Source organism: Limnohabitans curvus, from assembly GCF_003063475.1.
In the GTDB taxonomy this organism is placed as follows: Bacteria; Pseudomonadota; Gammaproteobacteria; order Burkholderiales; family Burkholderiaceae_C; genus Limnohabitans; species Limnohabitans curvus.
Map to the genome: position 1 here is coordinate 800,879 of NZ_NESP01000001.1, position 18,617 is coordinate 819,495.

The window sequence follows — 18,617 nt, forward strand, 5'->3', positions numbered from 1 at the left end:
GTTTACGTGGCCACCTCAGCGGCGCGTTTCCAGCACAACTGGGCACGCGCTGTTTCTTCTTTCTGCTCGGCCAGCTGAGCCAAGGTGCGCCAGGCTTGGCGCTGCATATCGGGATTTTTGAGCTGTGGTGCAGCTTGCTCCAGCATTTGCTGCGCCTTGCCCCACAGGGCGTGATGCCAACACACCAGGCCTGCCAAATATTGCAACTCCACCCAGCGTGGGTAGGTTTGACGCGCGCGGTCAATGCTGGCCAGCCAATCTGAATCGGCAGGCAACAACACCAAGGCACGCGCCAAAGTTTGGGCCACACGCTCGCGAACAGCAGGCGTGCAACTGTCTGGCTTTTGCACCATGCGATTCCACAAAGGCGTGAGCCAAGGCATCACGGCGGTGGCTTCGCCACTGAGTTTGAGCATGCGCTGCGCGGCATGCAACACCACCTCGGGCTGTTCGCGCTCTGTGGGCTCCAACGCATCCCACGCGCGCTGCAATTGGGCGCTGTCGTGCGCTTCGTTCAAGCTGGCCACGGCCAACTCACGCAGCAAACTTTGCGCGGCCGTCTCAGAAAACGCGCCGTGTTTGGCCAGCAGACGTGCGGTGTCGAGGGCCAAGGTGTGTTGTTGGTCGAGGCGCGTCGCTTTCAGGCGCATACGCAAGGCCAAGGTGCGACGCGCGGGGCCGTGGCGCAAACCATCTAACCAACGCAGCGCTTCAGGGGCATCGCGATCGCTCAAAGCCCAACGGGCTGCGCCCAAATAGGCAGACTCGATGGCTTCATCCACGGCCTCATCTGCTTGTTCTCGCCCCAAAGCCAGGACAGCTTGCAAATGCAACACGCGGGCATCACGGTCGCGCAAGGCATGGGCGCTTTCGGCGGCAATCAGGTGCGACAAAGCGCGGAGTTGTTGTGTGTGCCGTGGCGCGGGGTCGTCTGCCGTGCGGACCGAAGCCAACAAGGCTTCCAAGGCCAGCGCTTGTTCAGCCGACTTGACGGCACGCACATAGCGGCCACTCCACAACTGAGAAAGCGCATCCAACAACGCCGCGTGCATGGCACGCTCTTTTTGCTGCAAGCGCCAGCGGCGGGCTTGGTGGGGCAATTCAAACAGGGCCGACATGGCGCGCCATGCCAAGTGCAGCATCACAAACAGCGCCACCAACACCAGCAACACCAAATTGAGCGACAGGTCGACACGGTAAGGCGACCAAAACACGGTGACCGTGCTTTGGTTACCACCGGCCAACAAGGCCGAGGCCACGGCCACACCGAACAAGGCAACAAACCACAATGCGGCTTTCATATCAGCGCCCCGCTGCCGCTGTGGTGAGGGCCGCGATGGTGTCGTCCACACGCGGGATTTCAATTTGCTTAGCCTGCGCCAGCACTTCACGCGCCAGCGCCAAGGTGGTTTGGCCTTGGCGGGTTTGCATGTCAAAGTAACGCACCAAGTCGTCGTTGGCTTGCTTCATGTCAGATTGCACGGCGTCAAAGTGACGGGCCAACAAACCCAAGCGTGCGTTGAGCAAGCGCAGTTTGAGGTTTTCGCGCACAAAGAAACTTTGGTCGGGCGACAGCATGCTGGCTTCGGGTTTGCCAATGCGACTGACGCGAATCAGGCTTTGAGCGTCGTCCCAAACGTCAGACAGTACCTTCTCCCACCAGCTCATGCTGATGGCCTTGGCCCAGCTCGTGGTGGGCACGGCTTGCACAGGTTTTTCTTTGGGCGCATTGCCCACCGCGTTGAGCAAAGGCAAGGTGTCGACCACGCGCACCAGCTCGTCGAGCTTGAACAGCAAGGCCGGGGTGTCAGCCACAGCCGTGGCTTTGATGCGTTCAATGTCGCGGGTGACCGCACGCAACACGGGGGCGAGGCGGGGTTGTGCGACTTTGGTCAAACGTTGCTCAGCCGAGTTGAGCGCGGCCAACAAAGGCTGCACGCTGCCAGTGAGCTGGGCTTGTTGCTGCGCCAAGCGAATGGCGGATTCGATGTCGACCACCAAGTTTTCGTCACGCGAGCGCGAGAGGCTTTGCATCAGGTCTTCGAGCTGGCTGCGTTGCAAGGCCACTTCGCTGAGCTTGGCGTCGGTCACCGACAAGCGGGCGGCGGTTTCGCGCGCCAGCTCTTCGGCTTGTTTGGACGTCACACGCGCTTCCACCGCTTGGCTGCCGGTGTCAGCGCTTTGGCGCGCCAGTTGTTCTTGAATGCCCGAGAGCTTGGCCCACATCAGGCCCGAACCCACAGCGCCCACCACGGCCAATGCGCCGATGCTGCGGATGAGCCACGTGTTGGCGTCCGTGCGGGGACTGGTGAACTCGCTGGCGTTGGCAAGCGGTTCAGTCGTCGGGCCCAAGGGTGGGAGATTGGAGGTGTCGTCGTGCTCTGGCTTCATGCCAGACATTCTAATGAGCGAAGCACATCCGCGACATGGGGGCGAGAGAGGTGAACCGCACCAAAACCCAGCGTCTGCGCCGTTTGGGCAATGCGGGCATGGGTGGCGATGCAGCGGGCGTTGGCCCAACTTTGAGCGGGCAAGGTGTGGGCGAGGTGTTGGATGGCTTGCGAGCTGCTGAAGCACCACACGCTGCCGTCGGTGGCAGCTTGGGCGGCCTGCGCTTTTTGCTGGGTTGACCACACGGGCGCGCGGCGCTCATAGGCCACCACAAACTGAGCCGATGCGCCTGCGGCCTGCAGCTGTTGGGCCAGCCAATCGCGGCCTGTGCCGGTGAGTGCGGCGTTGGGCTCTGGTTGTGCGGCTGCCGTGTCTGAACACACGTCATGGCCCCGAACAATCAGCACAGGCTGCCCCACTTTCACCTGCGCGGCGACACGCTGCCACAAGGCTTCCGAGTCAAACTGCGCCGCGTCGGCGGCTGGGCTGTCAATGCACGCTTCGGGCACACCGGCTTGCAACAAGGCTTTGTGCGTGCCCGGTCCAGTGGCCCAGCAGCGCGGGCCGGTGGCCCAAGTGGGGCTTGTGACCTGCCCCGCATCGGCACGCAGGTCCGCTGGTTGGCTGTCAAAGAAATAGCGCACGGCTTGTGCGCTGACAAACATCACCGCTTGCCATTCAGACCATTGCGCCCACGCTTGCAACACGGGCTGTAAATGTCTAGCAGGGCCCACCTCAATCAAGGGCAAGGCCAGCGCTTGGTGGCCAGCGGCTTGCAGCGCATCGACCCACGCTGGCGCATCGCCTGCGGGTCGGGTGATGACAACACGCATGGTTAGCAACGAGAGGTTTAGTGAGCGCCTTGCGCGCGCAACTGAACCGCCACCGATTCGCCCAGCAAGTTGGCCGCATCGCGTGAGGCGGGGTCAGCCGCATCCAGGGCTTGCTTGGCGTCAGCACGCAGCAGCACGGGCGCACCAGAGGGGTCGCCCCAAGCGGCTTGCAAACGCAACACGCCATCGGTCAACGTGGCGTGCGCGGCCAGAGGCATGGAGCAACTGCCGCCCATGGCGCGGCTCACGGCGCGCTCAGCCGTCACGGTCAGCCACGTGGCGGCATCGGCCAGCGGGGCCAAGGCTTGGGCTACATCGGCACGGTTGCTGCGCACCTCAATGCCCAACGCGCCCTGTCCTGCGGCGGGCAACATTTCGGTGGTTTCAAAAATATGGCGAATGCGCTCGCCCAAGCCCAAACGTTTCAAGCCCGCAGCGGCCAACACAATGCCGTCGTACTGGCCTTCGTCGAGCTTGCGCAAACGGGTGTCGAGGTTGCCGCGCAGGGGCTCAATCTTCAAATCGGGGCGCAGGGCGCGCAGCAGCACGGTGCGGCGCAGGCTGGAGGTGCCCACCACCGCGCCTTGTGGCAAATCATTCAGGTGCGCGTATTTGGACGACACCCACGCATCGCGCGGATCTTCGCGGGTCATCACACAGGCGAGGTCAAAGCCTTCGGGCAAATCCATCGGCACGTCTTTGAGCGAATGCACCGCCAAATTGGCGCGGCCTTCTTCGAGGGCCACTTCGAGTTCTTTCACAAACAGGCCTTTGCCGCCCACTTTGCTCAAAGAGCGGTCCAAAATTTGATCGCCCTGTGTGGTCATGCCCAGCAATGCCACGCTGTGGCCTTGGGCCTGCAGCAAGGCTTGCACATGCTCGGCTTGCCACATGGCCAAACGGCTTTCGCGGGTGGCGATGGTCAAGGAAACGGGGGGGGTGGGGGCAGTGGACAAAACAAAACTCGCTTTTTCAGAGCCACGACAGGCGTGTGGCGAAATCAATTGCGGTAAATGTTAGCAGGCGCACCCAAGCGGTGAACGCGCAGATCACGCGCCCCACGAAGAGGAAAGCGAAGAGCCATCGCGGGAAGCGGCCGCCAGCCCGATAAAATCTGACCCATATGACAAACCAACTCGACAAAAAATCCCAAGCGTGGTCCGCCCTGTTTTCTGAACCCATGAGCGAGTTGGTCAAGCGCTACACCGCCAGCGTGTTCTTTGACAAACGCTTGTGGCAAGCCGACATCACGGGCAGCTTGGCACACGCTGAGATGCTGGGCCACCAAGGCATCATCGGCAAAGACGACCACGCCGCCATCCAAAAAGGTATGGCGCAAATTTGGTCTGAAATTGAATCCGGTCAGTTCGAGTGGAAGCTCGACTTGGAAGACGTCCACCTGAACATCGAAGCGCGCCTCACCCAACTGGTGGGCGACGCTGGCAAACGCCTGCACACCGGCCGCAGTCGCAACGACCAAGTGGCCACCGATGTGCGCCTGTGGTTGCGCAGCGAGATGGACCTCATCATCGACTTGTTGGTCGATTTGCAAAAGTCACTCGTGGAAGTGGCTGAGAAAAACGTCGAGGTCATCATGCCCGGCTTCACCCACTTGCAAGTGGCCCAGCCCGTGAGCTTTGCACACCATCTGTTGGCCTATGTGGAAATGTTTGCACGCGACGCCGAGCGCATGAGCGACGTGCGCCGCCGCACCAACCGCTTGCCTTTGGGCAGCGCCGCTTTGGCTGGCACCACCTACCCGCTGGACCGCGAACGCGTGGCCCGCACGCTGGGCATGGTGGACGAACACGGCAACGCACAAGTCTGCCAAAACAGCTTGGACGGCGTGAGCGACCGCGACTTTGCGATTGAGTTCACCGCCGCCGCTTCGCTGTGCATGGTGCACATCAGCCGCATGTCGGAAGAGTTGATTTTGTGGATGAGCCAAAACTTTGGCTTCATCAAAATTGCCGACCGCTTCACCACCGGCAGCTCCATCATGCCGCAGAAGAAAAACCCAGACGTGCCCGAACTCGCACGCGGCAAAACCGGCCGTGTGGTGGGCCATTTGATGGGCCTCATCACCTTGATGAAAGGCCAGCCACTGGCCTACAACAAAGACAACCAAGAAGACAAAGAGCCTTTGTTTGACACGGTGGACACGCTCAAAGACACGCTGCGCATCTTCAGCGAAATGGTGGGCGGCCAAGTCAACCCAGCCACGGGTCAAAAAGAAGGCGGCATCACCGTCAACGCCCAAGCCATGGAAGACGCGGCCAAAAAAGGCTTTGCCACCGCCACCGACTTGGCCGACTACTTGGTGAAAAAAGGCCAGCCTTTCCGCGATGCGCACGAAACCGTGGCCCACGCGGTGAAGGCCGCCGCCAGCCACAACTGCGATTTGTCTGAACTGCCGCTGGAAGTGCTGCAAAGCTTTCACCCCACCATCGAAAAAGACGTGTACGACTGCCTGAGCCTGCACGGCTCACTCAATGCGCGCAACACTTTGGGTGGCACAGCCCCCGTACAGGTGCGCGCGCAAATTGAGCGCCACCACAAACGACTGGCCTGACATGCCCCACGACCAAAGTCAGCGTAGCGCTCTCCACGCCATCGCTGCCTTTGAGGCGACCAAAGGCTTGGCCGCGCTGGCGGGTTTGATGGGTGTGCTCGACCTGCTGCACCGCGATGTGCGCGCCGTGGTCTTGACGCTGATTGGCCGCTTTGGCCTGGACCCCGAGGCACACTACCCGTCCCTGTTGCTGCATTACGCCGATCTGCTGCCAGACACCGATGTGCACATGTTGGTCATGCTGGCCTCGGCCTACATCGCGTTGCGCTTCATCGAGGCCACGGGTCTTTGGCTGGGCAAGGCTTGGGGTGAGTATTTGGGTGCGCTGTCGGGCGGCATTTACATCCCGTTTGAGGTGGTGCATTTCATCGACGAGCCCTCATGGATGAACGCCTTCATCGTGATATTGAATACGGTCATCGTGGGCTATCTCACCTACGCCCTGTGGCAACGCCATCAACACAAGGCACACGCATGACTGACATCCTCACCGTCACGATGAACCCCGCCTTGGATGTGCTGACCACCATCGACCAGGTCAGCCACACCCACAAGATGCGCTGCGGCGCGGTGCTCAAGCACCCGGGCGGTGGCGGCGTGAACGTCGCGCGTGTGCTGCACCGCTTGGGCGCGAACTGCGTGGCTTTGTATATGGCAGGCGGCGTCACCGGCGAGCGCCATCACAAGTTGATGAGCACTGAGAAAGTGCGCTGCCATGTGATGCCTATTGCCGAAGAAACGCGCGAGAGTTTTTCGGTCCACGAAACATCGAGTGGCAACGACTTTCGCTTTGTATTGCCCGGCCCTCAGGTGTCAGCCGCTGAAGTTGAGGCGTGCTTTGACTATGTGGCGCAGCACCTGCCCAAACAATTTTTGGTCATCAGCGGTGGTTTAGCACCTGGGGTACCCACTGATTTTTATGCGCGCTTGGCTGCTTTGGCCAAGCAGCACGGCGTTCGGGTGGTGTTAGACACCAACGGCCCAGCGTTGGCCCAAGCACTGAAGGTCGGCGTGTATTTGTTCAAGCCTAGCTTGCGTGAGCTGCGCGACCTGACAGGTCAACCTTTGCCTGATGCAACCTCACAAATCGCCGCAGCTCAGCAACTGGTCCAAAGTAAACAGGCTGAAATTGTGGCTGTTTCATTAGGTGCAGATGGCGCCATGGTGGTCAGTGCTGACGCGCAATGGCACGCCAAAAGTATCCAAGTGAATGTAAAGACCACCATTGGCGCGGGTGACAGCTTTGTGGCAGGAATGGTCTGGTCCCTGGGTAGAGGCAGTCACTTGACCGAGGCTTTTCAGTTCGCCATGGCCGCAGGAGCGGCCGCCCTCATGTCACCCGGGACGTCGCTCTGCGCCGCAGAAGACGTACACCGACTCAAATTAAGCCATATTTAGAACCGTCAAAAATAAATAAAGTAATACTTATTAATGCATAGAATTTGACATGTTTCAATTTCTAAGCATATTTAAAACACAGCGGCATTGGTTGGGCCGTTTGAGCGTCATTCTGCTGAGTGGATGGGCCAACATACATGTAGCCCATGCAACCGATACACGGCTGCAAGACCCCTACACGGACAGACCCATTAGCTTCAGTGTGCAGATGGGGGCCGACACTTGGGATTTGCGCACCCCGGAGAAATCTGAAGCCAAACTTCGGGGCGTAGACAATTTATTTCTAGCAAATAGCAACACCAAGTGGAATTACAAAAACGCCACAGCTTGGGTCAAGACCGAAGGGCAATGGACCATCCACTCCAATCTTGCCTTGACCTACAAAGCACGCGGCGAACAGTCTGTTGGTTTGAAACTAGATGACCTGCATTTTGATTACCACGTATCGCCCAAGTTTGGATTGAGAGTTGGCGTTGTTGATTACAAAACTAGCTGGTGCCGCACTTATGAGGTCGACTCGCCATGGATTCGAGAGAATGACCCTTTTTGTACGACCCAAACGACCAACTCAGCCACGCTATCAGCGCCAGGGCTACAGTCTTATTTCATCTTCACACCCAGCCGCTATCACATTCAAACAATGCTGGGCGTATATCGACCGAAAGTTTTTGGTTACAGCCCTGACGAGTTCTCAAACGTCGTCAATACAAATGGCATCGCAGTCAATCACCGTTGGGGTTGGTCACTGAATGTTTTGAATTTAGAAAACGCTTCTGAATTTCGACTCAGTTGGCTGGCTGCACACCAAGAAAACAACCGTGATGATGGGGGCTACAGAGCTCAAAGAAATAGCACTTGGTACCTAGGCGTTAGCTTTTACCCGGCTGAGAAAGTCAATTTACGTGCATCCATATTGAGCAGCAAAACGAACCAAAAGTCTCTCGACTCACCCCCTGACTACACGCAAATTTTGGACACCACAATGCTGCGCGAGTCTAGGTCCTTAGAACTCATCTATCAGCTGAATGGGCAGAATACGCTTGGACTGGGCGTATCACGCTACATACACAATTGGGATTTAGTCGGCATGAACGGTTTGGAGTCATACACAGACCCAAACTATGTCAAGTTTGTACAGCGCGGCACATCCGTCACATGGCGACATGATTGGGAACGAGGCATTTACACCTCTATTCAGTGGACCACATCGAAAAACGATCAGATATATGCCCACACAGCGGCAAACGCCAAAGGAAACGGCTTAGGACTTCGTCTTGGCTTTAGCTATTAATCATCGACGCTGTAATTTTTTTCATCCTTGCTGTCGCACTCTTCACAGAGCCTAACCCGCACCTCGGGCTACCATGCGTTCACATTTAGGAGACCTTGCATGCCCGTGATTACCAACATCGAAGACTTGCGCGTTTTGGCCGAAAAACGCGTGCCCCGCATGTTCTATGACTACGCCGACTCTGGCAGCTGGACCGAAGGCACGTACCGCGCTAACGAAGCAGACTTCCAAAAAATCAAGCTGCGCCAGCGCGTGGCGGTGAACATGGAAAACCGCACGACCGCCACCAAGATGGTCGGCCTCGATGTGAAGATGCCCGTGGCCATTGCCCCCGTAGGCCTGACCGGCATGCAAAGCGCCGATGGCGAAATCAAAGCCGCCCGCGCTGCTGAAAAATTTGGCATCCCCTTCATCTTGTCCACCATGAGCATTTGCTCCATGGAAGACGTGGCCGCGGCCACCACCGCCCCCTTCATGTACCAGCTCTACATGATGCGCGACCGCGAAGCCATGTCCAACATGATCGAGCGCGCCCGCAAAGCCAAGTGCAGCGCCTTGGTGCTGACCCTCGATTTGCAAGTGATTGGTCAACGCCACAAAGACCTGAAGAACGGCCTGACCGCGCCACCCAGCCCCACCATCGCCAACATCATCAACCTGATGACCAAGCCCCGCTGGTGTTTGGGCATGGCGGGCACACGCCGTCACACCTTTGGCAACTTGGTGGGCCACGTCAAAGGCGTGAGCAACATGAAGTCGCTGTCCTCATGGACCAACGAACAGTTTGACCCCCGCCTGTCGTGGGAAGACGTGGCATGGGTCAAAGCCCAGTGGGGTGGCAAGCTCATCCTCAAAGGCATTCAAGACGTGGAAGACGCCAAGCTGGCCGCGCAAAGCGGCGCCGACGCGATTGTGGTGAGCAACCACGGCGGTCGCCAATTGGACGGTGCGCAATCTAGCATCGAAGCGCTGCCCGCCATCGTGGCAGCCGTGGGCGACCAAATTGAGGTGTGGATGGACGGCGGGATTCGTTCAGGCCAAGACGTGCTCAAAGCTTGGGCCTTGGGCGCACGCGGCGTGCTGATTGGTCGCGCCATGGTGTACGGCCTCGGGGCGATGGGCGAAGAAGGCGTGACCAAAGCGCTGCAAATCATCCACAAAGAGCTGGATGTGACCATGGCGTTTTGCGGTCACACCAACATCCAAAACGTGAACACCAACATCTTGCTGCCGGGTACCTTCCCTAAGGCTTAAGGCACACTTGAGGGATGAGCGAAGACACAACCACATCCCCCAAGTCCACCGGCGTGAGCGCTTGGTGGCGTGCCCTGAGTATTTTTTTGGTCCTTGTGGTGTTCATTGGTTGGGCCTTCAGCGCCAGCATGTATGAGCAACTCAAGGCGCAAGTTCACCACTTGGAAGCCAAGCTGGTGGAAATACCTCAGGTGCGCGAAGTGGCTGTGCTGCTAGATGAGCAACAAGCCGCTGCCATGCTGCTCACCTACGACCCCAAAAACCAAAAGCTGCAAGTGCAGCGCCTCAACGACGTCAAAGAAGGCCGCGAGCAAAGCTTGCATGTGTGGGCCATCACCGAAGGTGATGTGCCTCGCTTGTTGGGTGTTCTCACGGACCGCTACAAAACCCAACAGCTTGATGTGCCGACACAAGCCCTTGAAGGCGCACGCGCCTTAGGCATCAGCGTCGAGAACAAAGACCGTGGTCCGCGTGACGGCAAACCACGACAGCCTTGGTTGTTCAAAGGCTGGTTGGTTCAAAAAGCGATTTAGAGCTTCTCGCTCCAAGGCACACCGCCGGTGGCCCAGTCGTGGCGGGGAATGTCAAAAAACAAAACATCCACCGCAGCGGGGCTGCTGCCTAAAGTTTGGCAAGTGGCTTCGGTCAAGGCTTTCGCCAATTCTTTCTTTTGCTCTGGTGTGCGACCTTCAAGCAATTCAACGCGAATGGTAGGCATGGGTTCTCCTGGAGTTCAAAGTGGCTGCGATTATGCTTGCCTGCTGTGACCTTGTCTGAATCCACCCCTCTGAAAATCCGCCGCATTGCACACCTCGACATGGACGCTTTTTACGCCTCCGTCGAGCTGCTGCGCTACCCGCAGCTCAAGGGCTTGCCTGTGGTGATTGGCGGTGGACGCCGCCGCGTAGACGACATGCTGGAACGCTTGCGCCAAGAACACCCGGAACACGCGTGGTCCGAAGACAAACTCGACGAAATACCGCTCGCTTTCTTTCCGCGCCTCTCGGGCTACACAGGCCGAGGCGTCATCACCACCGCCACCTATGCCGCGCGACAGTTCGGCGTGGGCTCGGCCATGGGCGTGATGAAGGCGGCCAAGCTCTGCCCCGATGCCATCCTGCTGCCCGTGGACTTTGACCAATACCGCCATTATTCGCAACGCTTCAAAGCCATCATCACCGACATCGCACCGTTGATGGAAAACCGCGGCGTGGACGAGGTGTACATCGATTTCACCGACGTGCCGGGCGGCCAACGCGAAGGTGGCCGCGTGTTGGCGCGCTTGATTCAAAAAGCCATCTTTGACGACACCGGCCTCACCTGCTCGGTGGGCGTGGCGCCCAACAAACTGCTGGCAAAAATGGCGAGTGAGTTCAACAAGCCCAATGGCATTTCCATCGTCACCGACGCTGATTTGACAGACATGATTTGGCCCCTGCCCTGCCGCAAAGTGAATGGCATTGGCCCCAAGGCCGAAGCCAAGCTGGCCCAACACGACATTCACACCATTGGCGACTTGGCGGAACGCGACCGCGTGTGGCTGATGCAGCATTTCGGCAAAAGCTACGGCGCCTGGCTGCACGACGCCGCACACGGCAAAGACGATCGCCCGATTGAAACCGCCAGTGAGCCCGTGAGCATCAGCCGCGAAACCACGTTTGAACACGATCTGCACGCCGTGCGGGACCGCGAGGCCTTGGGTGCGATCTTCACCCAACTGTGCGAACAAGTGGCCGCCGACTTGCAACGCAAAGGCTATGTGGGCAAGACCATTGGCATCAAGCTGCGCTACGACAACTTTCAAAGCGTCACGCGCGACCAAACGCTCGAGAGCTACATCCACCAAGCCCCCGCCATACGACAAGCCGCAGGCCAATGCCTGAAGCGCGTCGACCTCAAACGCCGCCTGCGTTTGCTGGGCGTTCGCGTGGGCTCGTTGATGAAAATTGAAGACTGGCAAGCGCAAGGTTCACGCGCCGAAGAAACACCCGCACAGCCCTATACCGAGTCGTTGTTTGGGGATGAATCTGAACAGAATTGATAAAGTCACAACTCAAGCGAAAATAACAAAATCAATCAAAATGGGTTTTGCCAAATGCGCGCTTTCAGACGACATCTCGTTGGGCTTTTCGCTTGTGCGTTGCTGATCAGCAGCGCCGCCCAAGCTGCATGTTTGGGCGATCAAAGCACCACCAAGGTCTACACCTTTGACGTGGTGCCACAGGTCACCGCCGCCAAGATTTACACCACCTGGTCGCCTTTGTTGCAACGCGTGGGCCAAGAAGCGGGCTTGTGCTTTGAGTTGCGTGTCTCGCCCACCATCCCAGAGTTTGAGCAAAAGCTACTCAAGGGCGAGCCCGAGTTTGTGTTTCTCAACCCCTACCACGCCGTGTTGGCCCACCAAAAGAAAAAGTACCAACCTTTGCTGGCGGACAGCGAAGACTTGCTCACCGGCATCTTGGTGGTGCGCGCAGACAGCCCCATCAAAAGCTTGAACGAGTTGAAGGGCAAAAACGTGTCATTTCCAGCCCCCAACGCATTTGCCGCCTCGTTGCTCATTCGTGCGGAATTGGCCAAAAAGAAGATCGACATCAACCCCGTGTTCGTCAAAACCCACAGCAATGTGTACCGCTCCGTGATTGGCAAAGACGCCTTGGCGGGCGGTGGCGTGAACAACACGCTAGACAACGAAGCCCCCGAGGTGCGCCAGCAATTGCGCGTGCTGTTTGAAACCCCCGCCTACACGCCCCACCCCGTGGCCACGCACCCCTCGGTGCCCGCGGCTGTGCGTGAGCGTTTCTTGAAGGCCATGCTCAAGCTCACACAAGACGACGACGGACGCAAACTGCTGGACGGCATCAACCTGCACAAACCGCAAGCCGTCACCTACGCCAAACACTACAAGCCTTTGGAGTCTTTGCAGCTGGACAAGTTTTTGGTTCTGAGTGGCCAGTGACATGCTGCAACGCCTGAGTTCTGCGCAGTGGAAAAGCATCAAGCCTGCCCTCTTGATTGGGCTGGCGTTGGCGCTGCTGCAAATTGGTTCAGGGCTGGCGGCGTATTACCAATCCAAAAGCTTGTTGTGGGAAGGTAAGTTTCAAACCTCGCACAACCTCACACAAGGTTTATTGGTGGCGGTGGCCGACCAGATGGTGCTGAAAGACTACGCCTCGGTCGAGTCGCGCATTGTGCAAACCATGTCGAATGCCGAAGTGGCCTCGGTCATCTTGACCGACACCGCAGGCAAGGTGCTATCGGCCCTCAAACGTGAGCCGGGTCAAGAGCCGCATTTGGTGTTTGATCCCGATTGGATACAAACCCCAGAAACCGAGCAAGCGCTGCTGCAATCGCGCGACCACGCCTTCATCACCACCTGGGCCAAAGTGAGCTTGGGCTCTGACTTGGGCTGGGTGCGGCTGCAAACCTACAACGAACTCGACAGCGCCGACTTGGTCAGCCTGCGCCAACAAACGCTGCTGCTTTCGGCGCTTTCGGTGGTGTCGGGCATTCTCATTTTGGGCGTGTTTTTGTGGCGCGCTTATTTCACCGTGGTGCAACGCGGCCACATGTTTGAGGCCCAACTCGACGAAGCCACCAAGCGCTTGGTGCAGTCTGAAAAACTGGCCTCGCTCGGTGAACTGGCTGCAGGCGTGGCCCACGAAATCAACAACCCTGTGGGCTACGTGTCGTCCAACCTGACCACGCTGCAAAAATATTTGGCGGTGTACGAAAAGGTGCTGGATGCACCCGCAACGGACCCCGCAGAAATGGCTGCGTTGAAAAAGAAACTCAACTACGCCTTCATCCGCGACGATTTACAAAGCTTGCTGAAAGAAACGCAAGAAGGCGTGGGCCGCGTGAAGGCCATCATCCAAGACTTGAAAGACTACGCACGCACCAATGCAGCCACGCACTATGTGGCGTCTGACCTTCAGGTGGGCTTGAAGTCCACCCTCAACATTGCGCGCAACCAACTCAAAGACCGTGCCGATGTGCGTTTGACATTGGGCGATTTGCCTTTGGTGGAATGCGCACCGTCACAAATTGACCAAGTGTTTTTGAACCTCATCGTGAACGCCGCACAAGCCATGCCCGCGGGCAAGATGGGCGTGATTGACATTCGCACCGCCTGCAATCACGAACAGGTGTGGATTGAGGTGCAAGACAACGGGCCAGGCATTGCGCCCGAGATTTTGAAAAAAATCTTCGACCCGTTTTTCACCACCAAAGACCCGGGCACGGGCACAGGCCTTGGACTTTCGGTGTCACAAAACATCATCCAGCAGCACGGCGGCACACTCACGGTAGACAGCACTGTTGGCGTGGGCACCACGTTCAAAATCACCCTCCCCATCAAACGCCCAGCGGCCAAAGGATGACCATGACTTCTTCTAGCAATGAATCGTTTGATGCCAGCCAATACAAAGTGCTGTGCGTGGACGACGAGCCCAACATCTTGTCGGCCTTGCGTCGCATGTTGTCCCTCGAAGGCTTTGAGGTGTTCACCGCAGAAAGCGGCGCACAAGCCTTGGACTTGCTGGCGAAAGAACCCATCAACGTCATCATCTCGGACATGCAAATGCCGCAGATGGACGGCACAGAACTGCTTGAAAAAGTGCGCCAGCAATGGCCGCACACCATGCGCCTCATGCTGACGGGTGCATCCGATGTCTCGGGTGCGATTGACGCCATCAACCAAGGGGCAATTTACCGCTACACCGCCAAACCCTGGAACGATGCGGAGTTGCTGGGCACCATCAAGTCGGCCATCGCGTTTGGCACCTTGGCCAACGAGCATGATCGCTTAGAAGCGTTGACGGTGGCGCAAAAAGAATCGCTCAATGAAATGGTGGACACGCTGGAGTCCCGCGTGCAAGAGCGCACCCAAGATTTGCGTGCAGCCTATGTGGCCTCCATCAAAGCGTTCTCCAACATCCTAGAGTTGCGTCGTCCCGATTTGCTGCCACATTCACGCCGCGTCGCCACGCTGTCTATGAAGATGGCCAAACTGGCGGGCTTGAGCGATGACGCGTGTCAATCGGTGTACATCGCGGGCTTGTTGCACGACATTGGCAAGATTGGTTTGAGCGACCGCGTGCTGAACACCAAATTCATCGAGCTGCCACTGGCCGATGCCAAGGTGTATCGCACCCACTGCCTCATGGGCGAAACCACACTCAACACGCTGGACGACATGAAAGGCGTGGCCGCCATCATTCGTTCACACCACGAGTACTTCAACGGCACGGGTTTTCCAGATGCGCTGACCGGCAACGAGATTCCAGTGGGCGCACGCATTGTGGCCATCGTGGAAGCCTACGAAGAGCTGCAATCGGGCGACTACGCCAAAGCAGAAAGCAGCCCCGCCGACGCTGTGCGCGTGATCTTGAGCAACAAGGGCACCTTGTTTTGCCCCGAGATGACGGACGTGTTTGTGAAAGCCTTAGGCGGCTGACACCACTGCGATCACTGGCGTGCCGTGCGCACGTTCGATGGCACGGCCTGCGGATGGCTGGTGCGCCAAGGGTTGATGTCCAAGCCACCGCGGCGTGTGTAACGCGCATACACCTCCAGGCGCAGCGGTTTGCAGCGGCGTGTGATGTCCATGAAGATGCGCTCCACGCATTGCTCATGGAACTCGTTGTGGTTTCTAAAGCTCACGATGTAGCGCAGCAAACCGGCTTGGTCAATTTGCGGGCCGGTGTAGCTGATGCGCACACTGCCCCAGTCGGGTTGGCCTGTGACCAAGCAATTGCTTTTCAACAAGTTGCTGGTCAATGTTTCGGTGGTGGGTGCTTCGTTGAAATTGGCGGTCAGCAGCTCGGGGTTGGGTTGGTATTGGTCGCAGTCCAAATCCAAACGATCCAAACTGAGGCCGTCCAACTCGTGCACAGGCTCGCGGTCAAAGTTCTCAGGCAGCACCAGTTGCACGCCCACGCTGGCCTTGACGGGCTCGCCCTGCCAAATGGCGGCACTCAAATCTTGGCGCAAACGGGTTTGCAATTCAGCAATGTCGTCGATGCGCGTGTTGTTGAAACTGTTCAAGTACAGCTTGAACGACTTGCTCTCAATGATGTGCGTGGACTCTGCGGGCACGGTGATGCGCGCCAAAGCCACTTGCGGCTTGCCGCGTGTGTTGAGCCAACTCAGTTCATACGCCGTCCACAAGTCAGCACCAAAAAAGGGTGGCTGGCCGGTGATGCCAATTTCGTCACGTTTGGTTTGGCGTGGAATGGGAAACAGCAACGACGCGTCGTACTGGTCCACATACGACGACGACTTGCCAAGCTGCGATTGTTCAGGGGTATTCATCAATTCATTCCATCCAATTTACGGCGGAACACTTGGCGGTCCGGCTCTGAGACAGCGGCGTCAAACGCATAGCCTTCTAAGTTGAAGCCTTCCAAGGCCTTGGGCGTTTTGGCTTGGTGGGTCACGGCATAGCGCGTCATCAAGCCACGCGCGCGCTTGGCGTTGAAGCTGATGATTTTGTATTTGCCGCCTTTGTAGTCTTCAAACACGCATTCAATGACGCGCGCTTTCAAGGCCTTGCGGTCTACCGATTTGAAATACTCTTGCGACGCCAAATTCACGATGATGGGCTCGCGCTCAGCGCTCAAGCGTTCGTTGAAATAGTCGGCAATCTGTGTGCCCCAAAACTTGTACAGGTTGTTGCCTTTGTCGTTGGCCAACGCCGTACCCATTTCTAGACGATACGGCTGCATCCAATCGAGGGGGCGCAGCACGCCGTAGAGGCCACTCAAAATCGCCACATGTTCTTGCGCCCAATCCAAGTCTTTGGGCTTCAAGGTTTTGGCGTCCAAGCCTTCGTACACATCGCCATTGAAGGCCAGCACGGCTTGCTTGGCATTTTTGTCTGTGAATTTTGGGCGCCACGCTTGGTAGCGCGCCACGTTCAGGCTAGCAAGCGCATCGCTCAAGTGCATCAAGCTGGCAATGTCTTGCGGCGATTTGTCTTTGAGGATGTCAATCAACTCGGCAGACTGCTGCACAAACAGCGGCTGCGTGTGCGGCACGTCACCTGCAGGGGTGTCGTAGTCAAGGGCTTTGGCGGGTGAGAGCAGAAACAACATAGGGCACAAAAAGGCTTCACGAGGAAGCCTGAATTATGGATGGGGCCAAATAGCCGCGTCACGGGCTGGGCTGCCCCAAAAAGACGCGATGGAAACTGAGCCGTCCCAAGGGACTGAGCTCAAACCCCTCCACCTCGCGCCGCACCACTTTGAACTGCACCGTGTGCGCAATGGTGAACCAGGGGGCCTGAGCTTTGACAATCACTTGGGCGCGTTGGTAGAGATCTGCGCGCTCTTGCTTGTTGGACGAACGTTTGGCTTGCTTGACCAAGTCGTCATAATCCGCATCGCAAAAACGCGCCACATTGAAGCCATTCATGGCAGAGCAACCCAGCAAGGTGTTCAAAAAGTTATCGGGATCGCCGTTGTCCCCGCCCCAGCCGAACAAGCCCATTTGGTGCTCGCCGGTTTTCATGCCGCGCACGTAGTCAGTCCATTCAGGGCTTTTGATCTCGACCTTCACACCGATTTCAGCCAAGTCTTCGCGGATCAACTTGGCCACGCTCACCGCGTCGGGCATGTAGGGGCGTTGCACGGTCATGGCCCACACATCGGTTGTGAAGCCCTTCGGATAGCCGGCTTGCGCCAACAGCTTCATGGCGGCTTCGGGGTCATACACATCGTCTTCGACCTCGCGGTTGTAGGCCCATTGAATCGGTGGCATGGGGTTGATGGCGGGAACTGCGGTGTGTTGGTAGACCGTTCGCAAAATTTTTCGTTTGTTGATGGCCATGTTCAAGGCGCGACGCACACGCACATCGTCGAACGGTTTTTTGCTGATGTTGTACGCCAAGAAACCAACGTTCAATCCGGTTTGGCTCAACACTTTGACGCGCATATCTTGGCGCATCTGCGGCATGTCTGCGGGATTGGGATACGCCAAAACATGGCACTGCCCTGCTTGCAATTTGGCCCAACGCACCGAGGGGTCGGTGTCAATCAGAAAGGTCAGGCGATCAACTTTGGCACGACCCGCCCAATGTTTGTCAAAAGCCGTGAAAACGATTGATCTGTCCTTTTGGTAAGCGCGCCACTGAAATGGCCCAGTGCCCAGAGGCGCTTGGTCAAACTGTTCGGGCGTACCCGCCGCGTGCATGGCGGCCCCGTACTCGGCCGACTGAATGCCCGCCCAAGACATGGCCAAGTTCGCCACGAAGGGCGCCACCGGCTCGGTCAAGACAAATTCAACGGTGTAGTCATCGACCTTGCGAATGTGTTTGAGCACCTCCCCCATGGCCATGTCGTTGAAGTACGGGTGGTCTTGGTGCGTGACGTGGAAATAAGGATGCTCTGGCTTCCAAGAACGTTCCAGCGTGAAGATGACATCGTCGGCATTGAAATCACGCTTCGGCGTGAACAAGGCGTTGGACTGCCACTTCACACCGCGTCGCAAGAAAAAGGTGTATGTCAACCCATCCTCCGACACTTGCCAGTGCGTGGCCAAGGCCGGCTTGAGGTTGGTCGTTCCGGATTCAAACGTGACCAAGTTGTCAAAAATTTGTTGCGTCACATCAAACGAGGTGGCCGAATGGTTGATGCTGGGCGAAAAGAACTCGGGGCTGCCCTCTGCGCAATACACCAGGTCTTTTGTGGCGGCCAACGCGCTGGAGACGCACACACCAGCAAGCAAGGCGCGAAATATGAAGTTCTTCATGATTCAATTCACTTAATTTTAATGATTTTTATGAGGCTATTTTTACTCATATATTTCTACCTCGTGTGTGGACGGGTCTCTGATTTGGCAAGCCCGCACCTAGGTAAAATGACCTATCCCCGCTAACAGC

18 protein-coding genes are annotated in these 18,617 nt (G+C 57.6%); 10 read left to right on the forward strand and 8 right to left on the reverse strand.

The features are described from left to right. Positions 1-2 precede the first annotated feature (2 nt). From B9Z44_RS04030 to hemC, 4 genes are read right to left on the reverse strand one after another with little or no spacing between them, the layout of a single operon-like run. On the reverse strand, positions 3-1,301 hold the full coding sequence (locus B9Z44_RS04030; protein WP_108358095.1) for a heme biosynthesis protein HemY: 1,299 nt from the start codon (positions 1,299-1,301) through the stop codon (positions 3-5). A 1-nt stretch (position 1,302) separates the two neighbouring features. Next, positions 1,303-2,391, reverse strand: coding sequence for a uroporphyrinogen-III C-methyltransferase (locus B9Z44_RS04035; RefSeq protein WP_108358466.1), 1,089 nt, complete (start codon positions 2,389-2,391; stop codon positions 1,303-1,305). After that, positions 2,388-3,224: a uroporphyrinogen-III synthase gene (locus tag B9Z44_RS04040; protein ID WP_108401769.1), complete on the reverse strand. Its 837-nt coding sequence runs from the start codon at positions 3,222-3,224 to the stop codon at positions 2,388-2,390. Before B9Z44_RS04040 ends, B9Z44_RS04035 begins: the two co-directional genes overlap by 4 nt. 17 nt (positions 3,225-3,241) lie before the next feature. Beyond that, on the reverse strand, positions 3,242-4,117 hold the full coding sequence (hemC, locus tag B9Z44_RS04045; protein WP_245912831.1) for a hydroxymethylbilane synthase: 876 nt from the start codon (positions 4,115-4,117) through the stop codon (positions 3,242-3,244). 230 nt (positions 4,118-4,347) lie between these two features. On the opposite strand from hemC, the gene argH reads away from it, so the two are divergent. The 6 genes from argH to B9Z44_RS04075 all read left to right on the forward strand — a co-directional run bounded on the left by argH (position 4,348) and on the right by B9Z44_RS04075 (position 10,272). Next, positions 4,348-5,796 (forward strand): argininosuccinate lyase, encoded by a 1,449-nt coding sequence (gene argH / locus B9Z44_RS04050; RefSeq protein ID WP_108401770.1) that lies wholly within the window; start codon positions 4,348-4,350, stop codon positions 5,794-5,796. Position 5,797: 1 nt separating this feature from the next. After that, positions 5,798-6,274, forward strand: coding sequence for a DUF2127 domain-containing protein (locus tag B9Z44_RS04055; protein WP_108401771.1), 477 nt, complete (start codon positions 5,798-5,800; stop codon positions 6,272-6,274). After that, positions 6,271-7,194, forward strand: coding sequence for a 1-phosphofructokinase family hexose kinase (locus tag B9Z44_RS04060; protein ID WP_108401772.1), 924 nt, complete (start codon positions 6,271-6,273; stop codon positions 7,192-7,194). Before B9Z44_RS04055 ends, B9Z44_RS04060 begins: the two co-directional genes overlap by 4 nt. Before the next feature lie 49 nt (positions 7,195-7,243). Beyond that, positions 7,244-8,485 (forward strand): hypothetical protein, encoded by a 1,242-nt coding sequence (locus B9Z44_RS04065; RefSeq protein ID WP_108401773.1) that lies wholly within the window; start codon positions 7,244-7,246, stop codon positions 8,483-8,485. Positions 8,486-8,584: 99 nt separating this feature from the next. Then, complete coding sequence (locus B9Z44_RS04070) at positions 8,585-9,739, forward strand: alpha-hydroxy acid oxidase (RefSeq protein WP_108401774.1); 1,155 nt, start codon at positions 8,585-8,587, stop codon at positions 9,737-9,739. 14 nt (positions 9,740-9,753) lie between these two features. After that, complete coding sequence (locus B9Z44_RS04075) at positions 9,754-10,272, forward strand: anti-sigma factor domain-containing protein (protein WP_108358101.1); 519 nt, start codon at positions 9,754-9,756, stop codon at positions 10,270-10,272. On the opposite strand, the gene B9Z44_RS04080 is transcribed toward B9Z44_RS04075, so the two are convergent. Further along, on the reverse strand, positions 10,269-10,457 hold the full coding sequence (locus tag B9Z44_RS04080) for a 4-oxalocrotonate tautomerase (RefSeq protein WP_108358102.1): 189 nt from the start codon (positions 10,455-10,457) through the stop codon (positions 10,269-10,271). The two genes, B9Z44_RS04075 and B9Z44_RS04080, sit on opposite strands and share 4 nt — an antisense overlap. A gap of 99 nt (positions 10,458-10,556) precedes the next feature. Here B9Z44_RS04080 and dinB point away from each other — a divergent pair, with 99 nt between their 5' ends. From dinB to nosR, 4 genes are read left to right on the forward strand one after another with little or no spacing between them, the layout of a single operon-like run. Continuing rightward, on the forward strand, positions 10,557-11,780 hold the full coding sequence (gene dinB, locus B9Z44_RS04085; protein WP_108358469.1) for a DNA polymerase IV: 1,224 nt from the start codon (positions 10,557-10,559) through the stop codon (positions 11,778-11,780). 54 nt (positions 11,781-11,834) lie between these two features. Further along, complete coding sequence (locus tag B9Z44_RS04090) at positions 11,835-12,695, forward strand: phosphate/phosphite/phosphonate ABC transporter substrate-binding protein (protein ID WP_108358103.1); 861 nt, start codon at positions 11,835-11,837, stop codon at positions 12,693-12,695. 1 nt (position 12,696) lies between these two features. Beyond that, positions 12,697-14,118 (forward strand): sensor histidine kinase, encoded by a 1,422-nt coding sequence (locus tag B9Z44_RS04095; protein WP_108401775.1) that lies wholly within the window; start codon positions 12,697-12,699, stop codon positions 14,116-14,118. 2 nt (positions 14,119-14,120) lie between these two features. Next, a complete protein-coding gene (nosR, locus tag B9Z44_RS04100) occupies positions 14,121-15,194 on the forward strand; it encodes a response regulator c-di-GMP phosphodiesterase, NosR family (protein ID WP_158268525.1) in 1,074 nt (357 codons plus the stop codon). Between the two features lie 11 nt (positions 15,195-15,205). Here the strand turns inward: nosR and queF are convergent, their stop codons facing one another. From queF to B9Z44_RS04115, 3 genes are read right to left on the reverse strand one after another with little or no spacing between them, the layout of a single operon-like run. Then, complete coding sequence (gene queF, locus B9Z44_RS04105) at positions 15,206-16,051, reverse strand: NADPH-dependent 7-cyano-7-deazaguanine reductase QueF (protein WP_108401776.1); 846 nt, start codon at positions 16,049-16,051, stop codon at positions 15,206-15,208. After that, on the reverse strand, positions 16,051-16,833 hold the full coding sequence (gene yaaA / locus B9Z44_RS04110) for a peroxide stress protein YaaA (RefSeq protein WP_108401777.1): 783 nt from the start codon (positions 16,831-16,833) through the stop codon (positions 16,051-16,053). Before yaaA ends, queF begins: the two co-directional genes overlap by 1 nt. A 58-nt stretch (positions 16,834-16,891) precedes the next feature. Further along, complete coding sequence (locus tag B9Z44_RS04115; protein ID WP_108401778.1) at positions 16,892-18,487, reverse strand: ABC transporter substrate-binding protein; 1,596 nt, start codon at positions 18,485-18,487, stop codon at positions 16,892-16,894. Positions 18,488-18,617 lie beyond the last annotated feature (130 nt).

Bases quoted from the DNA above. Each gene is read 5' to 3' on its own strand.
- B9Z44_RS04095 (WP_108401775.1), top strand. From the start codon at position 12,697: ATGCTGCAACGCCTGAGTTCTGCGCAGTGGAAAAGCATCAAGCCTGCC.
- dinB (WP_108358469.1), top strand. From the start codon at position 10,557: ATGGACGCTTTTTACGCCTCCGTCGAGCTGCTGCGCTACCCGCAGCTC.
- B9Z44_RS04090 (WP_108358103.1), top strand. From the start codon at position 11,835: ATGCGCGCTTTCAGACGACATCTCGTTGGGCTTTTCGCTTGTGCGTTG.
- yaaA (WP_108401777.1), bottom strand. From the start codon at position 16,833: ATGTTGTTTCTGCTCTCACCCGCCAAAGCCCTTGACTACGACACCCCT.
- B9Z44_RS04030 (WP_108358095.1), bottom strand. From the start codon at position 1,301: ATGAAAGCCGCATTGTGGTTTGTTGCCTTGTTCGGTGTGGCCGTGGCC.
- nosR (WP_158268525.1), top strand. From the start codon at position 14,121: ATGACTTCTTCTAGCAATGAATCGTTTGATGCCAGCCAATACAAAGTG.
- queF (WP_108401776.1), bottom strand. From the start codon at position 16,051: ATGAATACCCCTGAACAATCGCAGCTTGGCAAGTCGTCGTCGTATGTG.
- B9Z44_RS04075 (WP_108358101.1), top strand. From the start codon at position 9,754: ATGAGCGAAGACACAACCACATCCCCCAAGTCCACCGGCGTGAGCGCT.
- B9Z44_RS04055 (WP_108401771.1), top strand. From the start codon at position 5,798: ATGCCCCACGACCAAAGTCAGCGTAGCGCTCTCCACGCCATCGCTGCC.
- B9Z44_RS04065 (WP_108401773.1), top strand. From the start codon at position 7,244: ATGTTTCAATTTCTAAGCATATTTAAAACACAGCGGCATTGGTTGGGC.
- B9Z44_RS04040 (WP_108401769.1), bottom strand. From the start codon at position 3,224: ATGCGTGTTGTCATCACCCGACCCGCAGGCGATGCGCCAGCGTGGGTC.
- B9Z44_RS04070 (WP_108401774.1), top strand. From the start codon at position 8,585: ATGCCCGTGATTACCAACATCGAAGACTTGCGCGTTTTGGCCGAAAAA.
- hemC (WP_245912831.1), bottom strand. From the start codon at position 4,117: ATGTGGCAAGCCGAGCATGTGCAAGCCTTGCTGCAGGCCCAAGGCCAC.
- B9Z44_RS04080 (WP_108358102.1), bottom strand. From the start codon at position 10,457: ATGCCTACCATTCGCGTTGAATTGCTTGAAGGTCGCACACCAGAGCAA.
- B9Z44_RS04035 (WP_108358466.1), bottom strand. From the start codon at position 2,391: ATGAAGCCAGAGCACGACGACACCTCCAATCTCCCACCCTTGGGCCCG.
- B9Z44_RS04060 (WP_108401772.1), top strand. From the start codon at position 6,271: ATGACTGACATCCTCACCGTCACGATGAACCCCGCCTTGGATGTGCTG.
- B9Z44_RS04115 (WP_108401778.1), bottom strand. From the start codon at position 18,487: ATGAAGAACTTCATATTTCGCGCCTTGCTTGCTGGTGTGTGCGTCTCC.
- argH (WP_108401770.1), top strand. From the start codon at position 4,348: ATGACAAACCAACTCGACAAAAAATCCCAAGCGTGGTCCGCCCTGTTT.